The organism is Bacillota bacterium (assembly GCA_012842395.1).
Lineage (GTDB): Bacteria > Bacillota > SHA-98 > UBA4971 > UBA4971 > UBA6256.
This window is the reverse complement of sequence record DUSX01000022.1, coordinates 1-15,855: the sequence shown is the minus strand read 5'-3', so window position 1 is coordinate 15,855 and position 15,855 is coordinate 1. Positions and strand designations below refer to the sequence as shown.

13 protein-coding genes are annotated in these 15,855 nt (G+C 60.5%); 6 read left to right on the top strand and 7 right to left on the bottom strand.

The window, feature by feature from the left end; all coding sequences use genetic code 11:
• The 3 genes from GX515_07825 to GX515_07815 form a co-directional block, all read right to left on the bottom strand.
• Nucleotides 1-391: class I SAM-dependent methyltransferase (locus tag GX515_07825; protein HHY32909.1), on the bottom strand; the 391-nt coding region annotated here is incomplete at its 3' end.
• Nucleotides 392-1,744: 1,353 nt separating this feature from the next.
• Complete coding sequence (locus GX515_07820) at nucleotides 1,745-2,044, bottom strand: hypothetical protein (protein ID HHY32908.1); 300 nt, start codon at nucleotides 2,042-2,044, stop codon at nucleotides 1,745-1,747.
• Complete coding sequence (locus GX515_07815; protein HHY32907.1) at nucleotides 1,990-2,349, bottom strand: hypothetical protein; 360 nt, start codon at nucleotides 2,347-2,349, stop codon at nucleotides 1,990-1,992. The genes GX515_07820 and GX515_07815 overlap by 55 nt, the downstream gene beginning before the upstream one ends.
• Nucleotides 2,350-2,657: 308 nt before the next feature.
• On the opposite strand from GX515_07815, the gene GX515_07810 reads away from it, so the two are divergent.
• From GX515_07810 to GX515_07790, 5 genes are all read left to right on the top strand, one after another.
• Nucleotides 2,658-4,202, top strand: coding sequence for an AraC family transcriptional regulator (locus GX515_07810; GenBank protein ID HHY32906.1), 1,545 nt, complete (start codon nucleotides 2,658-2,660; stop codon nucleotides 4,200-4,202).
• A gap of 312 nt (nucleotides 4,203-4,514) precedes the next feature.
• On the top strand, nucleotides 4,515-6,191 hold the full coding sequence (gene ilvD / locus GX515_07805) for a dihydroxy-acid dehydratase (protein ID HHY32905.1): 1,677 nt from the start codon (nucleotides 4,515-4,517) through the stop codon (nucleotides 6,189-6,191).
• 160 nt (nucleotides 6,192-6,351) lie between these two features.
• Nucleotides 6,352-7,341 (top strand): DctP family TRAP transporter solute-binding subunit, encoded by a 990-nt coding sequence (locus GX515_07800; protein ID HHY32904.1) that lies wholly within the window; start codon nucleotides 6,352-6,354, stop codon nucleotides 7,339-7,341.
• A gap of 66 nt (nucleotides 7,342-7,407) precedes the next feature.
• Complete coding sequence (locus tag GX515_07795) at nucleotides 7,408-7,911, top strand: TRAP transporter small permease (GenBank protein ID HHY32903.1); 504 nt, start codon at nucleotides 7,408-7,410, stop codon at nucleotides 7,909-7,911.
• 6 nt (nucleotides 7,912-7,917) lie between these two features.
• Complete coding sequence (locus GX515_07790) at nucleotides 7,918-9,165, top strand: TRAP transporter large permease (protein HHY32902.1); 1,248 nt, start codon at nucleotides 7,918-7,920, stop codon at nucleotides 9,163-9,165.
• Nucleotides 9,166-9,364: 199 nt separating this feature from the next.
• On the opposite strand, the gene GX515_07785 is transcribed toward GX515_07790, so the two are convergent.
• Together GX515_07785 and GX515_07780 are read right to left on the bottom strand one after the other, a co-directional pair.
• Nucleotides 9,365-10,633: a hypothetical protein gene (locus GX515_07785; GenBank protein HHY32901.1), complete on the bottom strand. Its 1,269-nt coding sequence runs from the start codon at nucleotides 10,631-10,633 to the stop codon at nucleotides 9,365-9,367.
• Nucleotides 10,620-10,868 carry a hypothetical protein gene (locus tag GX515_07780; protein HHY32900.1) on the bottom strand — a complete coding sequence of 83 codons (249 nt, stop codon included), beginning with the start codon at nucleotides 10,866-10,868 and terminating at the stop codon, nucleotides 10,620-10,622. The genes GX515_07785 and GX515_07780 overlap by 14 nt, the downstream gene beginning before the upstream one ends.
• Before the next feature lie 1,291 nt (nucleotides 10,869-12,159).
• On the opposite strand from GX515_07780, the gene GX515_07775 reads away from it, so the two are divergent.
• Nucleotides 12,160-13,761 (top strand): carboxypeptidase regulatory-like domain-containing protein, encoded by a 1,602-nt coding sequence (locus GX515_07775; GenBank protein ID HHY32899.1) that lies wholly within the window; start codon nucleotides 12,160-12,162, stop codon nucleotides 13,759-13,761.
• A gap of 769 nt (nucleotides 13,762-14,530) precedes the next feature.
• On the opposite strand, the gene GX515_07770 is transcribed toward GX515_07775, so the two are convergent.
• Nucleotides 14,531-14,947 carry a HEPN domain-containing protein gene (locus GX515_07770; protein ID HHY32898.1) on the bottom strand — a complete coding sequence of 139 codons (417 nt, stop codon included), beginning with the start codon at nucleotides 14,945-14,947 and terminating at the stop codon, nucleotides 14,531-14,533.
• Nucleotides 14,944-15,369 (bottom strand): nucleotidyltransferase domain-containing protein, encoded by a 426-nt coding sequence (locus GX515_07765; protein HHY32897.1) that lies wholly within the window; start codon nucleotides 15,367-15,369, stop codon nucleotides 14,944-14,946. The genes GX515_07770 and GX515_07765 overlap by 4 nt, the downstream gene beginning before the upstream one ends.
• Between the last annotated feature and the right edge of the window lie 486 nt (nucleotides 15,370-15,855).

Here is a 15,855-nt window from a genome sequence, read left to right as displayed (position 1 = left end):
GCTCCCTCGCGAAGTTGACCGCGAACTCCGACACGTCTATGCCCAGGCAGTCCCAACCCCGGTCGCGTGCGGCGCGCAGGGCAAAGCCGGTCGCGCAGCCGACGTCCACGAGGACCCCGGGCGGGCGACGGTAGCGCTCCACGGCGGCGGTCCTTTCTATGAAGAGCTCAAGGCGGCTGTCGTTGCCGATGTAGTCCTCGTCCGGCCTGTAGCCCACCGGGCCCGTTCCCCTGAAATAGGCTTCATCATATAGCGCAGCCAGCTCCGCCGGCGTCGGCCTCGGAATGACGTACACGAGTCCGCAAACCGTGCACCTCACGATGGTGTGGGGCGGGAGTTCGAGAATGGGCGCTGCCGCGTTCCCATTGCACAAATCGCAGAGATCCGACACTTTCAGGACCACATCCTTTCGTTCCCAGCCCCTCGGGAGAGGCTGTCTCTCATTGCCTGCCCCGGGACCGCCGTGCGTTCTCGCTTTTCCTTCGTCCTTTTGTCCTGTTGTCCCCTTGGTCCCGTGTTCTCTCGGCCTGTCGCTCTATGGTGCTGCCGTCTCGTCTGTCCTGGTTGTGCTGTGCTGTGCTGTGGTGCCGCTGTCTTGTCGGTCCTGGGCCGGTTGTCCCTGAGACAGTATAGTGTAGGACGTGTCATTGTGTGCGGAGACGCGGTGACAAGACTTGCGTTCGCCTCGCACAGCGAGGACGGCTTTCAGCCAGGCCGCGCGGCGCTGCGGTGCGCGGCCGAACACGGTTGGCGCCTCTGTAACCAGGTGGCCCGAGGAAGTGGCGGAAAAGGGCCGAGCGCTGCAGAGAAACGGCCAGGCGCGCTGCCGATCGGGCAAAGGCGTTGCCGTGCTCGACCATGCTTGCTCATTGCTCACTCCGTGATACCGTGACACTAAGGTGCCGAGCCAACTTCCTCGCCACGAAGGCCCTCGCGGTCAAGCGGGTCTGTCCTGGACTTGACTTCGATGGCAAGCAGGGCGCCGCTGCGCTCCACGACGAAAGTCCACCTCGCGGTCCCTGTCCCTCCAGTAGGGGATGTCCCGGGAGTCGTCAGGAGGAATCGAGTACAAGAAGTTCATTGACATATTCTTCAGGCACAATCGGCTCCACCACGTCGCGTTCAGGTGTGTCGTCATCGATACACACCAGCTAGACCACAAGACCTTTAATCGCGGCGATGAGGAATTAGGCTTCTACAAACTCTACTATCAGCTTCTATTACATAACATGCGGCCAGGCAATCGGTATCTGGTCATGTTGGACGATCGAAGGACCAGGAAAAAGACCACGCTATCTACCCTTAAGATCGTGTTGAATCGTGGCATTCGCAAGAAATTCGATATTGACTACGACATAGTACGACATAGTTAGAAATGTGGAGCCCCGGGAATGCGAAGACCTGAACCAACTCCAGATGGTTGATATTCTAATAGGGGCCATAGGCTATAGGCTAAACGGGCTTCACCTCAAGGCAGGTGCAAAGAAGGCTAAGATTGAACTCTCTCAGTACGTCCTCAATCGGAGCGGTCGGGTTTCCTTCGGGCCTCAGGACCCTCTGAAGGATACATGGTTCGACATCTGGCATATGAAACTCAGGAAAGGGAGAAGCGCCCCGACCCCTAGCCAACAGGCTGAGCTGTGACATCATCACAGGTTTCGGCGGTCGGTGGCGCCTTCTTGTTCGATTCAGCAGTAGCACATTTCTGTGGTCTTGTCAAATGCTATTTGGCGCGCGGTACGTGTCAAGAGCAGTGGGGCAGTCTTCCCCTTGACTTATGCTCCGCTCTTTTCTTCTCCCTGGGAAGCCCCTCCCAATCCTCGAATAGAGCCCGCCGCTGCTCCTCTTGCTCCCGAGCTACCATCTCCCCAAGCTTCCTCGCAAGACTATGTACGGTGCTGTGACTCGGTGTGGGAAGCCCCGCCTCCTCGCGCCTTTCAACCACCTGGCGAAATGGCTCCTCTACTGCCCCTTCCACTAAGGCCTCCGTCAAACCAGGCGAGATCCTATCGTCCGGCGGAAGCCCCAGCGCTTCATCCAGCAGATACCGATAGCCCCCTTCTTGAGCTTGCCGTCCACGCGTATCTCCTCACGGTATCTGCGCCTCTTGACCGTCACCTCACCAAAGACTGTCTGAATCGTTCGCTCGCCGATTCCCTTGTTCCTGAGCGTGCGATCCCGCGTCTTGGCTAGCTCTTCATCAAGGCATATAAGTACACTCCCGAATATCTGGGCTACCGGCGCCATCCCAAAAGCGAAGCATTTCTGCCCAGGGGTCCTGAAATCGCGGGCACCATCCAGTATACATGTAATTGCCTCAAGGCTGGTTGTATCGGTACTTGCTGGCATAGAGACCTCGCCTTCGCAGAGGGAGCTTCGAAAGACGGGGCTCGGTTGGCGGAATCTGACAGGGAAGGAAAAGAGGAGTTTTCACCAAAAGGTTGTATTATAAAGAACTCAAAGCACCGAGCAAGGATGTCGAGGAGTAGAAAAGAATACCTATGCAGCGCGTCCCGTCCAAGCAAGCGTGAGAGCTTGGGCACTCCCTCTCTAGTCGACAAATCGATAGCGTCGATCGACAGGGTCGTGGCATCCGGCCTCCCGGCGCCCTCCCGGCGGGCCAGAGTAGGAACGTAGCACGAGAAGAAGTGATGGCCATGATGGAACGCATGATAGAGCAGCCGAATACTCAGGTCAGCCCCACCGGCGCTGGTGCGAGCGCAACGATGAAGGTGCAGAAGTTCCAGTGGGGGGCGCTTCGGTGGATAAGCGAGGCTGCGCCAGCGCAAGGGGCGAGAGCCATGCTTGTCGCCAGGGCTCTATTTCAGCCCGGCGGCGTGCAGCAGGCCCACTACCACCTGGATGAACAAGTGCTGTACGTGGAGCGCGGGCATGCCGTCTGCCAGCTGGACGGCCGATCCCTGGAAGTGGGCCCCGGGGACCTCTTCCACGCACCGGCCTTCTGCTGGCACTCCGTGTGCAACAGAGACGACGCGGAGCTGGTGCTCCTCGTCACGTACAGGGAGGTCGATCCTTCTGTCATCCTCAATCTTGAACCTGTGAGGGGCGAGATGCCGCCTCTTTTGTCCACACATGCTCACCTGGAGACCACACTAGCGCGTCTTTCCGAGAGGCTCTTCACGATGGAAGATCTGCGCTGCCTGCTCAAGACCGTTGGCGCGGAGATGCTCGTGGTCGACCCCTCAGGCCTAGTCGACCGACCCGAGCGCCTGCCTGCGTTCTGCAGGCTTGTCAGATCCACTCCTGACGGGTCAAGGATGTGCAGGACCACACTAGCGCAGCTGTCCTGCAACCAGGCGCAGGATCTGGCGCACGGTCAGCACGATCACGATCGGGCGCGCGCTCAGGCGCGAGCGGGCAACAGAACAGCGGTGGCTCACAGCGCCTGCTGCGAGGCATACGCGGGGATGTGCTGGGCCGGCCTGACCTTCGTTGCCGTTCCGCTTGGCCTCCCGGGTGTCCAGGGCGGCACCGTGCTTGTCACGGGCATGAGGCTCTCTTCCCCTGATGAACCAGGCGTCCTGCAGAACCTGTGCGCCCTTGAGTCGCGACTTGGCTTTCCCCGGGGACATCTCATCATCCCGTACTCGGCCGTCCCGCAAGTATCAAAAAACTACCTTTATGCAATAATGCGCCTACTGCTCGGAGTTGTGAGAGCCATGAAGGAAAGGCCGGCCGGGCCAGAGCAAGTCTATACGAGCATGAGCATGAGCATGAGCATGGGCGAGAGTACGAACAAGAGCGCAGCGGGCGCATCATCGCATCACGACGGCGTCCACACAAGCTGGAGCCCGTGGGGCCCGGACGGTGCCATCGACGCGGGCGCCAGCGCAGGCCGCCCCGACGCGACGCTCCTCGACGGGACTCTTGAGAGCGCCTGCGCATATGTGCGCGAAATGTGCCACAGGCCTCTCCGGCTTGGCGATGTCGCTCACCACGTCTTCATGAACCCGTGCTATCTCTCGCGCAAGTTCAAGCAGGCCTTGGGGATATCGTTTTCCGAGTACCTGCATGTCGCTCGCGTCGAGCGGGCCGTGGCCCGCCTGCAGGCGGAGCCTGGCACGCCCCTGAAAGACCTCGCGTCTTCGTTGGGGTTCTCTTCTCCATCGCATTTCACACGCGTTTTCAAGAAAATCACAGGGCTTACGCCCACGCAATACCGCAGAGCGAACTGCCGTTGAGTTGAGCGGCCCACTCACTCACCACACTCCCACGTCGGGCAGCCTGTGGCCTGTGCCCTCCTCAGGTCCCCGGCTCTGGCTACCCGCTTCGCCCACCGGGGTAATCATTGTGCCAGCACAGGTAAAAATCGTATCAAGGACACGCGGCGTCGACGTCGAAGACTGGTCGAAACCTGTGCGGAAGCTGGTTGGAAGCCGTCTGAAATCAGACGGACTCAAGCTCAAGCTCAGTCGGGTGCGCGTACGCGTAAAGGCATCAAGGCTGGGTGCGCGAAAGGGCGTCCAAAGTCGAATCTCGAAGGAGGACGGGGTATGCCAAGCATTGAAGCGAAGTCCGGGCCGGAGCGGGCTCCCCACCGGGCGCTCATGAAGGCGATGGGCTACACCGACGATGAGATCGCGCGGCCATGGGTCGGGATCGTCAACTCGTTCAATGAGATCATCCCGGGTCACATTCACCTGAGGGCCATTGCTGATGCTGTCAAGGCCGGTGTCAGGGCCGCCGGAGGAACGCCGATCGAGTTTCCCACGATAGGCGTATGCGACGGGATAGCCATGAACCACCCGGGGATGAAATACTCCCTGCCCAGCCGAGAGCTGATCGCGGATTCCATCGAGATCATGACCTATGCCCATCAATTCGACGCGCTGGTCTTCATATGCAACTGCGACAAGATCGTGCCGGGCATGCTGATTGCGGCCGCCCGTCTCAACATCCCGGCGGTCTTCGTGAGCGGCGGCCCGATGCTGTCCGGATGGTTGGGCGACAAGAGAGTCGACCTCAACAGCATCTTCGAAGCAGTGGGGGCGGTGAAGGCGGGCCTGATGACCGACGCGGACCTTGCGTCTCTCGAGGAGGCCGGCTGTCCGGGATGCGGCTCGTGCGCGGGCATGTTCACTGCTAACACGATGAACTGCCTCACCGAGGCCCTGGGCATGGGGCTTCCCGGCCACGGCACGATCCCGGCCGTGATGGCCGCGAGGATCCGCCTGGCAAAGCGCGCCGGGGCTCAAGTGATGGACCTTCTCCGCAAGAACGTGCGCCCTCTCGACATTCTTACGAAAGAGGCCTTCGAAAACGCAGTCTCCGTTGATATGGCGCTCGGCGGCTCGACCAACACCGTCCTCCACCTCACTGCAATCGCCCACGAAGCTGGCGTTCCGCTGGAGCTCCGCGTATTCGACGAGGTCAGCAGGCGAGTGCCGCACATATGCAACATGCGTCCCGGGGGGCCCTCCGACCTGAATGATCTCAACCAGGCAGGCGGAGTCCAGGCCGTCATGAAAGTGCTCGACGGCGCCGGGCTCATCCACAGGGACTGCCTGACAGTGACCGGCAAGACCGTGGGCGAGAACATCGCGGGCGCCCGCGTGCTCAATCCCGGCATTATCAGGCCGCTCGAGAATCCTTTCCACAAAGAAGGCGGCATCGCGGTTCTCTACGGGTCGCTTGCTCCCGACGGCTGCGTGGTGAAGCAATCCGCCGTCAGGCAGGAGATGCTGGTCCACCGGGGCAAAGCTCGTGTCTTCAACTCGGAGGAGGAAGCCTCAGACGCGATCTTCGCGCGGCGCATAGAGCCGGGGGACGTGGTGGTCATACGGTACGAAGGACCGCGCGGCGGCCCCGGCATGCGTGAGATGCTCGTCCCCACCTCGGCTCTCGCCGGAATGGGGCTTGACTCCTCTGTGGCGCTGGTCACAGACGGTCGCTTCTCAGGGGCCACGCGAGGCGCCTCCATAGGACACGTCTCGCCGGAAGCTGCGGCGGGAGGGCCCATCGCCATCGTCCAAGAGGGGGATGAGATCGACATAGACATCCCCAACCGCAGGATCGATCTGTGTGTGCCGCCGGACGAGGTGGCAAGGAGGCTTGCTTCGTGGACCCGGCCGGAACCCGCGCCCGCCTTTAAGAAGGGGTATCTCGCAAAGTACAGCCGGTTCGTGTCTTCCGGGGCCAAGGGCGCCGTGGCGGACGTTGCGGGCGCCTGAGTATGGCGCCACAAGTTTTCGTCTCCTTTCTTGACGGCGGCGTTGGGGTTGCCGGTGCTTGCACGACGGGGCGTGGAGAATTCGGGATCGTTTGAGACTCACACACTGATCGTTGAGTGGAGTGGCATATTCGAGACTTACACAAGGAGGAGCAAGGGAGATGTCAAGAAGGGTCTTTGCGCTTGGTCTCGTCATAGTATGTCTGTTTTCGCTCATGTCGTCAGTAGCGGCTGCGCCGCGCGTGATCCGCCTCGCGCACGTGGTGAACGAGAGAGATGGTTTTCACATCGCCGCCCTGAAGTTCAAGGAACTCGTGGAGGCACGCACGAAGGGACAGCTTGCCATCGAGATATACCCGAACGCGTCCCTCGGAGACGAGCGGACCCTGCTGGAGGGCATGCAGCTCGGCACCATAGACATGGGGGTCATCACTAACGGCCCGGTGGCGAACTTCCTCCCGAGGATGGCCGCGTTCGAGATGCCGTTCCTGTTCGCAAGCGCCCAGGAGGCATACTACGTCCTCGATGGGCCGGTAGGGAAGAAGCTCCTGGCGGAGCTCGAGACCGTGAACCTTAAGGGCCTTGCGTATGCTGAGCGGGGCTTCCGGAACCTCACCAACTCGAAGCGTCCCGTCGCCACGCCAGACGATATCAAAGGCCTCAAGATACGAGTGATGGAGAATCCTGTGTATATTGCGACGTTCAAGGCTCTTGGCGTGAACGCCGTCCCCATGGCGTGGACCGAGTGCCTCACCGCACTCCAGCAGGGCGTGGTCGATGGGCAGGAGAACCCGATAAACGTCATATACGCGTACAAGCTCTATGAAACCCAGAAATACCTATCTCTCACCCGTCACACGTATGCGCCGGCGCTCTTCGTCATGAGCCTTAAGCTCTATAAGTCGCTTCCGGCCGACACGCAGAAGATCTTGGTCGAGGCCGCGCAGAGCGCCGCAGAGTACGAGCGCAAATGGGATGCCGACCAGGAGAGCAGCCAGCTTCAGGAGATCGCGAAGAACAGAATGGTGATCACTCAACCCAACCTGGAGCTGTTCAAACAGGCCGTAAAGCCGGTCTACGACTCCTACCGCGACAAATTCGGCGGCCTCATCGACGAGATCCAGGCCGAGATCAAGAAAATGAAGCGATAAGGGGCTAATGTGGGGCGGGGCTGTGGGACCACGGATCGTGGACATGGAAGGGGGCCCAATTCGAACATGGTCTTCCGCGGCGTCCAGCAGGCGGTCAAGCGCCTCAGCGATTTCTTGAACGTTGCGGCCACATACGTGACCTTCCTACTCATAGTGGGCATGATTGCCGTCATTACCCTGCAGGTGATCATGAGGGTGTTCTTCACCGCGGGCTCGTGGACGGAGGAGCTCGCAAGGTATCTTCTCGTCTGGAGCAGCTTCACCGCGGCAACAATAGGCTTCAAGCGCAAGGCGCACATCGCTGTGACGTTCGTGGTCTCGGCGTTGCCGAGGCGGGTCGCCGCTATCGTGCGAGCAGCCGCATATGTGCTCGCGATAGTCTTCTTTGTCGTCGGGATCGTCTATGGCGTCCGCCTCTCAAGCTATCAGATCTTCCAGGTCTCTCCGGCTCTGGGGCTTCCCATGCGCTACGTTTATCTCGTGATCCCCGCAAGTTGCGCCGTAGGCACGGTCCACGTGCTCTGTCACCTCCTTGAAGAAATGGGCTCATACGCAGAGGGGAAGAGGTGAGCCGCAATGGCCTGGATTCTGTTCGGAACCCTGTTCCTGTTTCTTCTCATGGGCATCCCGATCGCGCTGTCGATCGGACTTGCCTCGCTTGTGGTTCTCGTGCGGCACGACGTGCCGCTCGTGATCCTGACGCAACGCCTTTTCGCGGGGACCGACTCGTTTCCCCTCGTTGCAGTGCCGTTCTTCATCCTGGCAGGGGACTTGCTCGCCAAAGGCAAGGTGTCCAAGCGGCTCGTGGACTTCGCCGATTCCGTCGTCGGGTTTGTCCGGGGCGGGCTCTCGCTAGTGGCAGTCCTCGCGTCCATGTTCTTCGCGGCGATCTCGGGCTCGGGTGCCGCGACCACAGCTGCGGTGGCCGCTCCGCTCATCCCGGAGATGAAGGAAAAGGGATACAACAAGGAGTTCTCAGCGGCCTTGATAGCTGCTGCCGGGACCATCGGGGTTGTGATCCCCCCGAGCGTTCCTATGGTCCTGTACGCTGTCATTGCGGACCAGTCCGTGGCGCAGTTGTTCCTAAACGGCTTCCTTCCGGGCACCCTCATGGGACTCGCGCTAATGGCGGTAGCGATGTACACGGCATACAGAGATAATTACCCCACGGGCAGCGCGTTTTCGCTGCCCAACGTGTGGCATCATTTCCGCCGCTCCTTCTGGGGGCTCCTGACACCGCTCATCATCCTCGGGGGCATCTTCTCAGGGTACTTTACTCCCTCCGAGGCCGCGGTGATCGCCGTTGACTATGCGATCATCGCTGCGCTTTTCATATACAGGGACTGCAAGCTGAAGGACCTATTCAAGCTCATCGTGGACTCCGCTGTGACCATGTCCCTCGTCATGTTCGTCATAGCAAGCGCCAGCATATTCGGCTGGGTGCTCGCGAATTGGAAGATACCCACCATAATTGCCGATTCCGTGCTGTCTCTCTCGCGCAACAAGTTCGTTGTCATGTTCTTGATAAGTGTGATCGTTCTCATAGCGGGCGTGTTCATGGAGACCGCGTCCGCCTTGATCATTCTCACGCCTGTGTTCCTCCCCATAGTGTCGAGCCTTGGCATCAACCTGGTGCATTTCGGCGTCGTGCTCGTGATCGGTCTTGCCATAGGAATGGTGACGCCGCCGGTCGCGATCAACTTGTACGTGGCGAGCAGTGTGAGCGGGCTACCCATCGAGCGAATAAGCCGCGCTCTGGTTCCGTTGCTGGTAGCGCTCATAGTGGTGCTTTTCGTGGTGACTTACGTCCCACTTCTGTTCTAACCGCTCTGGTGTTCTGACTGCTCTGGCGAGGCCTCCGAGACCCCGGCGGGCGGCAGACCTGCAGGGACCCGTGTGCTGGCGCCGGCCTGGGCCCGGCTCCGAGTCTGCCGTCTTTGAACATTCGCCTGCATTCCGTGTCATGCATGTCCTGGCGGGCGTTCTGAGGCACGTACAGCTCGACCGGGATCTCGAAAACCATTCATTCACCTGGCTGTCTCGTGCGCTTGAGCACAGCTATGCTCTCCTCCGCCTTTCTCACAAGATCGTCAGCGCCCAACTGTGCTGCAAGCTCTCTTGCCTGCTCAGCCGCGTTTAGTATGCTCTCATAGTCGGAGGACCCGGTGGCGAGCGGAATGCTCACGTCGAGCCATAGCAGATTCACGGCATCGTGCCACGACTGCATGGCTGAGGCATATCGGTCTAGGAGTGCGCGGGCATGCGCAATGGAATCGGTCCCGGCGCCCGCCTCATACATCGTCGCCAATCCCGTGTTCACCGACTGCGCGAGATCCTCCATGCGCCGAGGAAACCCGACTCCTATCTGTTCGGCAGGATACAGGGCTTTCATCGAGGTGGTGGATAGCTCATCGAGACAGAGCATCATCTCTGCCATAGCAGCGAACCTTTCGGGGTCTTCCCCGGCAACATTTCTAAGGAGAGAGCGCCAGCCCTCCTCCACAAGACTGAGTTGCTCACCGTACACGTGCATTAGGGCCTCATTCATGGTTTCTCCCGATTTCAGTTCCGAGTAGACTTCAAGGATCTTGCGCGGCCCAAAGCGCTCGATGAGGTACTTGCAGAACGAGCCCCCGACAGTGCCGTTATAAATCGGTGGGTCAGTCGATCTCGGAACGTGTAGCTTATCCAGTAGCAGTAAGCCTGCGCTCACTTTATGAGGGTCCCGAAGCGGGAACTGGGCACAGTCCGGGAACACAATGTCGGCAACGGCCACTCCAATGCCCATGTAGAGGCTGCCGGCAAGACCCGGCTGGCCGCCACCAGATGTCCTTTCCAAGACGACGCGGGTATATTCAAGGGCAAGCCACGACCGCATCAAGGGTCGCAAGATATCCGACGTTCCAAGACTGCCGGAGTTGGCACAAATCAGAATACCACTGCGCGAGCCTCCCAACGCCCCCTCGAAGAAAGGTTCCCCGCGCGCCACAGTTACTACGACCTCTCCTATGGCCTCAGGACTGACGCCGAAAAGCTGGTTGACACGCGCGGTGACGTCGCTCATGACCACCCCAAGATGCTCTACCGCCTCTGGCGCGATGACGGCTATGTCAGGATCAATCCTTACCCTGGCCGCGGCGGAAGGCTCCGTTTGACTCTGGACCGATGGGTGCCGTTCCGTCCCCTCTGCGCCCTCAGATGACATCACTAACAATGGCAAGGCGAATATGACCAGTGCGGAAACCATCGCCCACCAATTGGGTCGCGCCTTTGGAATACTAGCGGATGCCAATGCCCTCACTCCTTTGTACCACAATCAGCATCATAACAGCTCCACACCTGTATCTCGCCTGACCAACAGTCACGCTTGGATTGCCACTGGCATAGCTCCTGTACTTCACGCCCCACCCATACGCCCCACCCAGGCGATCATCCAGGACGATCTGCCTTGCCAACGTGAAGATGGGCACGCGCACAGCCTCGACCAGAAGCCCAAGGGCTTCCTCGTCACGCGCTGCTATACGCACCACAAGCTCCTCATCCCCTGCACCCGGAACGACGCTGCCCCCGCGCCTGCTCTGAGCAGCATCTGAGGAGGAACTGGCGCGAGCAGAGGAATCGTTGCGGTTTCGTCCCACGGACGAGCGCCGGATGACCACCCTGGCGCCTTCCAGCGGACGGGGACAGGCACACCGATACCGGCACCGACACCGAAACGGACAGGGACAGGGACAGAGCACCATTCACTGGCGAGACTGAAAGACGGGGTTTGCGGCGGCGAAGAACGACTATAGTGGCCCGAGGTCGAGGTCCCGACGCGTCGGGTCGCAACGACTTAGGTTTGCCAGCTTACTTGCCTACTCCACGGTATTCGAGGGATTGGAGCAACTTCCTCCTGCCCAAGTCTCTGCGGGCTTTACCGCCGCCATCGGGGTGCGGTATCGAAAGCTGGCGACATCTTCCCGGTCGCGGGACTCATTCTCGTGGCATCGCTTGCCGTGCGCCTTCCGGTCTCACGAGGAGGCCCGCCGGATGGCCAGCGACAGTCGCTCCGCGCTGTCCGAGACAGGTTAGGAGGAAGTCTGGAGCCCGCGGCGAATACACTCGGCAAGGCCTTGAGCCTCGATGGTCGTTAAAGCGCGAAAGGAGGTGACCTCAAGGCCCGCAGGGTGAGTCTCTTTCAGGTGAAACGTTTGAAGGACCGTACGGAACACGCGGATGCTCGGTGATTCCGATGCCGAGGAGATGCAGCGATATCCGGCTGCCTTTGCACGTTGTCCTTTTGAGCTTGAACACCTCCTACCAGTGCTAACCAGTGCTAACCATTCTGTAGCACGTTCTCGTTTCGACCTTAATCGCCACCCGAATCTTCCCTCCACACAATCTGAGACGGTCGCACCACCGCCGCACTATGACCGCCTGGTTTGTGCTGATACGCCGACGACCGACGACCAGCTCTTGACGGTTATCCCATGCCGAACTCGCACCAGGCCGCTCTTCGCGCCAGAGGTTGCGCTAGTACCAACGCCCCAGCTCGCAACGCCCGGGGTATGCCTGCGCGGCACGCTGAAAGCCTAGAGCCCCTTGTCACAAGTGACGCTAATCGTTCCAGGTGACCGCTTGTCTCGCGGGTGCCGCCTGCGGCCGCCTGCGTCCCAGCAGGCGACGCCCGGCATCCCGCACCACAAGCGCCATGAGCTTTGCCAGAGCACGATCCCCGTGTACTTGTGTACCCGTGACCTTGTGCCCATGTCTCCATGTGTCTGTCTCCATGTGTCGTTTCCGGTCCATCATTGCTAGCGAGGAGGTTACGCAAACATGGCTCTACGCAGGTTGGGGACCGGTTCCAGTAATTGGAGAGCCTTGGCCACGCTCGCAGTCGCGATCCTGACGGCAGCCCTGTCCGTTTCCGGCTGCTTTGGAGGGGGCGGAACAGGAACTTCTACGGGGGGAGTAATCAAAGGCTATGTAACCGAGATTGACGCAAATGGATTCCGAACGGACGCCACTCTATTGACCTCTGGCCCTGGTGTTGAACGCGCTTCAGTCAGCCTCGTCGGCACCAGCAAGATCGCGACCACGAATTACCGTGGCGAATTCACGTTCTCAGGCGTCGCTCCAGGAACGTACAGCATTGTAGTCACCAAGCCCGGCTGGGCTTCCGCGGCGTCCTACGGTGTTGGCGTCGAGACAGGCGTGACCACTGAGGTTACGCTGAGAATGGTGAAGCCCGGGGGAATGCTTCCGATCACAGAGTCCATCGCCCCGAACGTCTCCATAAGCTGCCCATCCCCCGTGTCCGGCACCGGCTATGTTTACGTGGACGCGAGAGATGAGACCGCGATGGCAGGAGCATTGCTTTTCATAGACGGCTTGCTTGTGTCCGCCATCGAGGCGAATTCTCCAGGTGAGCGCGTCGCCCAGGGCACATACTTGTGGGAGACGTACTCGGAATACAGCGAGTCGGGATGGCACGATGGCGAGCACGTTCTCACGGCGCTGGCCCTCGACGCCAGTGGCAACATTGGCTGCAGGTCTATTACCGTGACGGTGAATAACGGCACCTTGCCCGGCTCTGTTCCCTACGCTCCAACAAACGTGACCGCTCAGGCCATGACCATCCACTATTCTCTCTTTGATCTCTTGAGCGCGCCATACGCGTATCAATCATCGTCCGCGTCCCCTGGGCTAGCGGCGAGGATACTCGAAGCAGCCAAGAAGGTGCGTGACTCGGTCCCGCCCGCGCAAACACGCGGCACGCCCGCTGGGTCCGACGCGGTGGTGGCCTGCGGGGTCAGTTGGCTGCTGCCGTCCGGTTCGCCTTCTGTGACAGGGTTCAAGGTATATCGTGACGGGACGTTCGTGGCAGAATCACCGGTGGAATCGCCCGGCTTGGTGGTCGACCCCATACCTCCCGTCGCGCTATGGCTTTGGCTGGACGGATCTCCAGCATTGTGCCCTGGCAAGACGGTCTCGTATAGCGTGTCCGGGTACAACCGCTCCGGCGAAGGCAGGAGAAGCGCACCGGACGCCACGACCCCGCTCTATCCGCTCTCAAAGGTGACTCTCACAGCGCCGGCGCAGGATTCATCGGTGTCAAGCGTTCCGTTGCTTAGTTGGGCCAAAGTAGCAGGTGCCGAGCTCTATGTCATTGTGGTCATGGATACGGCGGCGAGCCAGCTGATGTGGGAAGGCTACGCGGCCGGCGCTGAGAATGCTGTATACTATGGCGACTTCTCGCATACTCCTCCGGGCGGGCAATCAGCCTTGCCACTGGTGCGGGGCAGGTCGTACACCTGGTTTGTCATGGCAATAGCGTCCACTCCGGATCCGCCGATTCCACCAGACTCCACGTGGTCACCCGACGCGCAATCGATTTCCACATCGGATTTGGGGAGGTTCTGGGTTTCGTATTATTGACGCGCATCTGTCCTGCCTGCGGGCCTTGTTTTTGTTGGTCTCGATGACCCCGACGTGGATGGACATCACCTGTCCACAGCGTCGTTGAGGGCGCGGGCGAGGCTGAACGCACGTGACGTCAGAGGAACAGCGAGCGACGCCGAAGCAGGTTCGCTTGCTGTCCTCTGACTTCACTCCTTTCCCGCAGCCGGCAAGTTCCAGAAAGGACGCCCACCCGGTGCCCGGCTCAGCAAGGATTTCGAAGCGCACTGCGCCCCCATTCTGTTGCTCTCGCTTTGCGCTTGTTCCAGGCCGTGCACTCGCCCTCCATCCGAATCCCCTGTCTTGGGCGACCTGATGCTCTCCTGTCTGCCACGGAAGGAGGAATCTGCCACGGAGGGAGAAAGCGCCGTCGCAGAGTGCTGCCCTTGCTCATGGTCCTGAGCCGCTCCGATTGCCGCTCTGCCCGGCAAGGCAACAGGCGACGACCGAGAGAGCGTCTGACCTGATAGCATGCCTAGAGGCCCGATGTAATGTGACGAATGCGAGCGACAGACGAGCGCGCTCGTTTGTTACGTTGCTTTTGCGTTGCTCTTGCGTTGCGCTGCGTTACGTTGCTCCCGCCTGTCGCGCCGATGCGTTCTCTGCGAACACGCAGCCTATATGTGGCGCGGGTCGGCGGGTTCGGGGAGAGGAGGTATATACCGTGCGGGACAGGCCAGTTGGTAGCCCAGACATGCGCGTGCTGTGGTCCCGGCGGGTGCCTGGACTACGCCTGCGCCTATTCTCGTCAGGCCAGCCCCTTGTCATGCAGGTAGGTGCGGACGGCAGCGACGAACTCATCTGCGCTCCTGATGGCCTCGTGAGCGTCTTCTGGGGATACTGTGACCATCTCCTGGTAATCACTCTGCTGACGAAGTTCAAATGCCCGGTGCAATGACTTGCTCAGATGCTTCGGGAACAAGCCTGCCCGCACGAAATACAGGTCGAAGGCGCTGATGGCACCGCTGTGCTTGGAGGTGCTCTTTTCGACGCTGAGCAGGAGTGCCAGAACGGCGTAGAACATCGCGTAGTACGACCGATTTACTATGCTTCGCGGGGTGCCCTGATGCTCGGCAAGTTTCGCCGCATCCTGCAATGCCTCGGAAGCTTGCTGCAGGCGGTACGAGATCAGCGCCCGCTTGGCCTCGTTCGCGTCCATGCTCATACAGGAATTCCTTCCCTCTTGATGGTCCTGTAGAGGGGCGAGGCTGAAAGTGGGCCGTTCTCCAGGTCTTCACGCGAGAAAACGACCGGTGCCACTACCACGCCGTTTTCGAAACCGATCTCCCAGAGGATGTCACTCACAAGCCGCCGCTGCTGCCGGGTGAGGGAGACGGTCTCAATATAGACATCCACGTCCGACTCCGGGGTGTCGTCACCTCGCGCCCGTGACCCGTAAAGGCGCACCTCAAAGACCGGGATTTGCCGCGCCAGCCTCTCCTTGGCTTTTCGGGCGATTTCTATCCAGCGGTCCCGCTCGTCGCGGCGGCTGTGCGCAGTGCCATCGGGACGTGTTTTACACGGGCCATTTGTGGGCCCCGAGGACACACGGCGCTTCCGGCTGCTTGCGCGCCCCTCGTCCGGCATGTCTTGCTTCCCCCTTGTCCCTTGTTGCGGGCCCGACCGGCTCCCTGTAAGCGCGGCGCGTCGAAGGCGCCCCCAGGGTATCGTCCCCGGCAACCTGGCCACCGTTGCTCTCAGGGACTCTAACCGAATGATACCGCGTTCCGCGGAAAGCGACAAGAGGACTCTCCACGCCGGCACGCCGGCACGCCAAAAAGCTCGCACGCCCGAGCCTGCGCTCCAGAGTCTGCGTGGCCGAGCTGCTCGTAGCACGGGCGCCGGTAGCCATGCCGACTCATCTCACGTGCGGGAACGGCAACCGAGCCGCCGGTCGTTTTCGTCCCTGCCGAGGGGGCATTCATCGGAGGCTGCCACCTCAATGTCGCTGGGCGCGAATCCTCTCCACACTTCCATGAAGTTGTCCGTTGGAAGCCATCTTCCTGCCCGCAGCATCCGGCTCCACAATGAACAAGCCTCATCAAGAGACAGCACCCTGCGATCCACCGCCGC

What these genes read in the sequence shown, in the direction of transcription:
- GX515_07815 (HHY32907.1), bottom strand. Translation starts at nt 2,349, where the DNA reads ATGCCAGCAAGTACCGATACAACCAGCCTTGAGGCAATTACATGTATA.
- GX515_07810 (HHY32906.1), top strand. Translation starts at nt 2,658, where the DNA reads ATGATGGAACGCATGATAGAGCAGCCGAATACTCAGGTCAGCCCCACC.
- ilvD (HHY32905.1), top strand. Translation starts at nt 4,515, where the DNA reads ATGCCAAGCATTGAAGCGAAGTCCGGGCCGGAGCGGGCTCCCCACCGG.
- GX515_07800 (HHY32904.1), top strand. Translation starts at nt 6,352, where the DNA reads ATGTCAAGAAGGGTCTTTGCGCTTGGTCTCGTCATAGTATGTCTGTTT.
- GX515_07795 (HHY32903.1), top strand. Translation starts at nt 7,408, where the DNA reads ATGGTCTTCCGCGGCGTCCAGCAGGCGGTCAAGCGCCTCAGCGATTTC.
- GX515_07790 (HHY32902.1), top strand. Translation starts at nt 7,918, where the DNA reads ATGGCCTGGATTCTGTTCGGAACCCTGTTCCTGTTTCTTCTCATGGGC.
- GX515_07775 (HHY32899.1), top strand. Translation starts at nt 12,160, where the DNA reads ATGGCTCTACGCAGGTTGGGGACCGGTTCCAGTAATTGGAGAGCCTTG.
- GX515_07770 (HHY32898.1), bottom strand. Translation starts at nt 14,947, where the DNA reads ATGAGCATGGACGCGAACGAGGCCAAGCGGGCGCTGATCTCGTACCGC.
- GX515_07765 (HHY32897.1), bottom strand. Translation starts at nt 15,369, where the DNA reads ATGCCGGACGAGGGGCGCGCAAGCAGCCGGAAGCGCCGTGTGTCCTCG.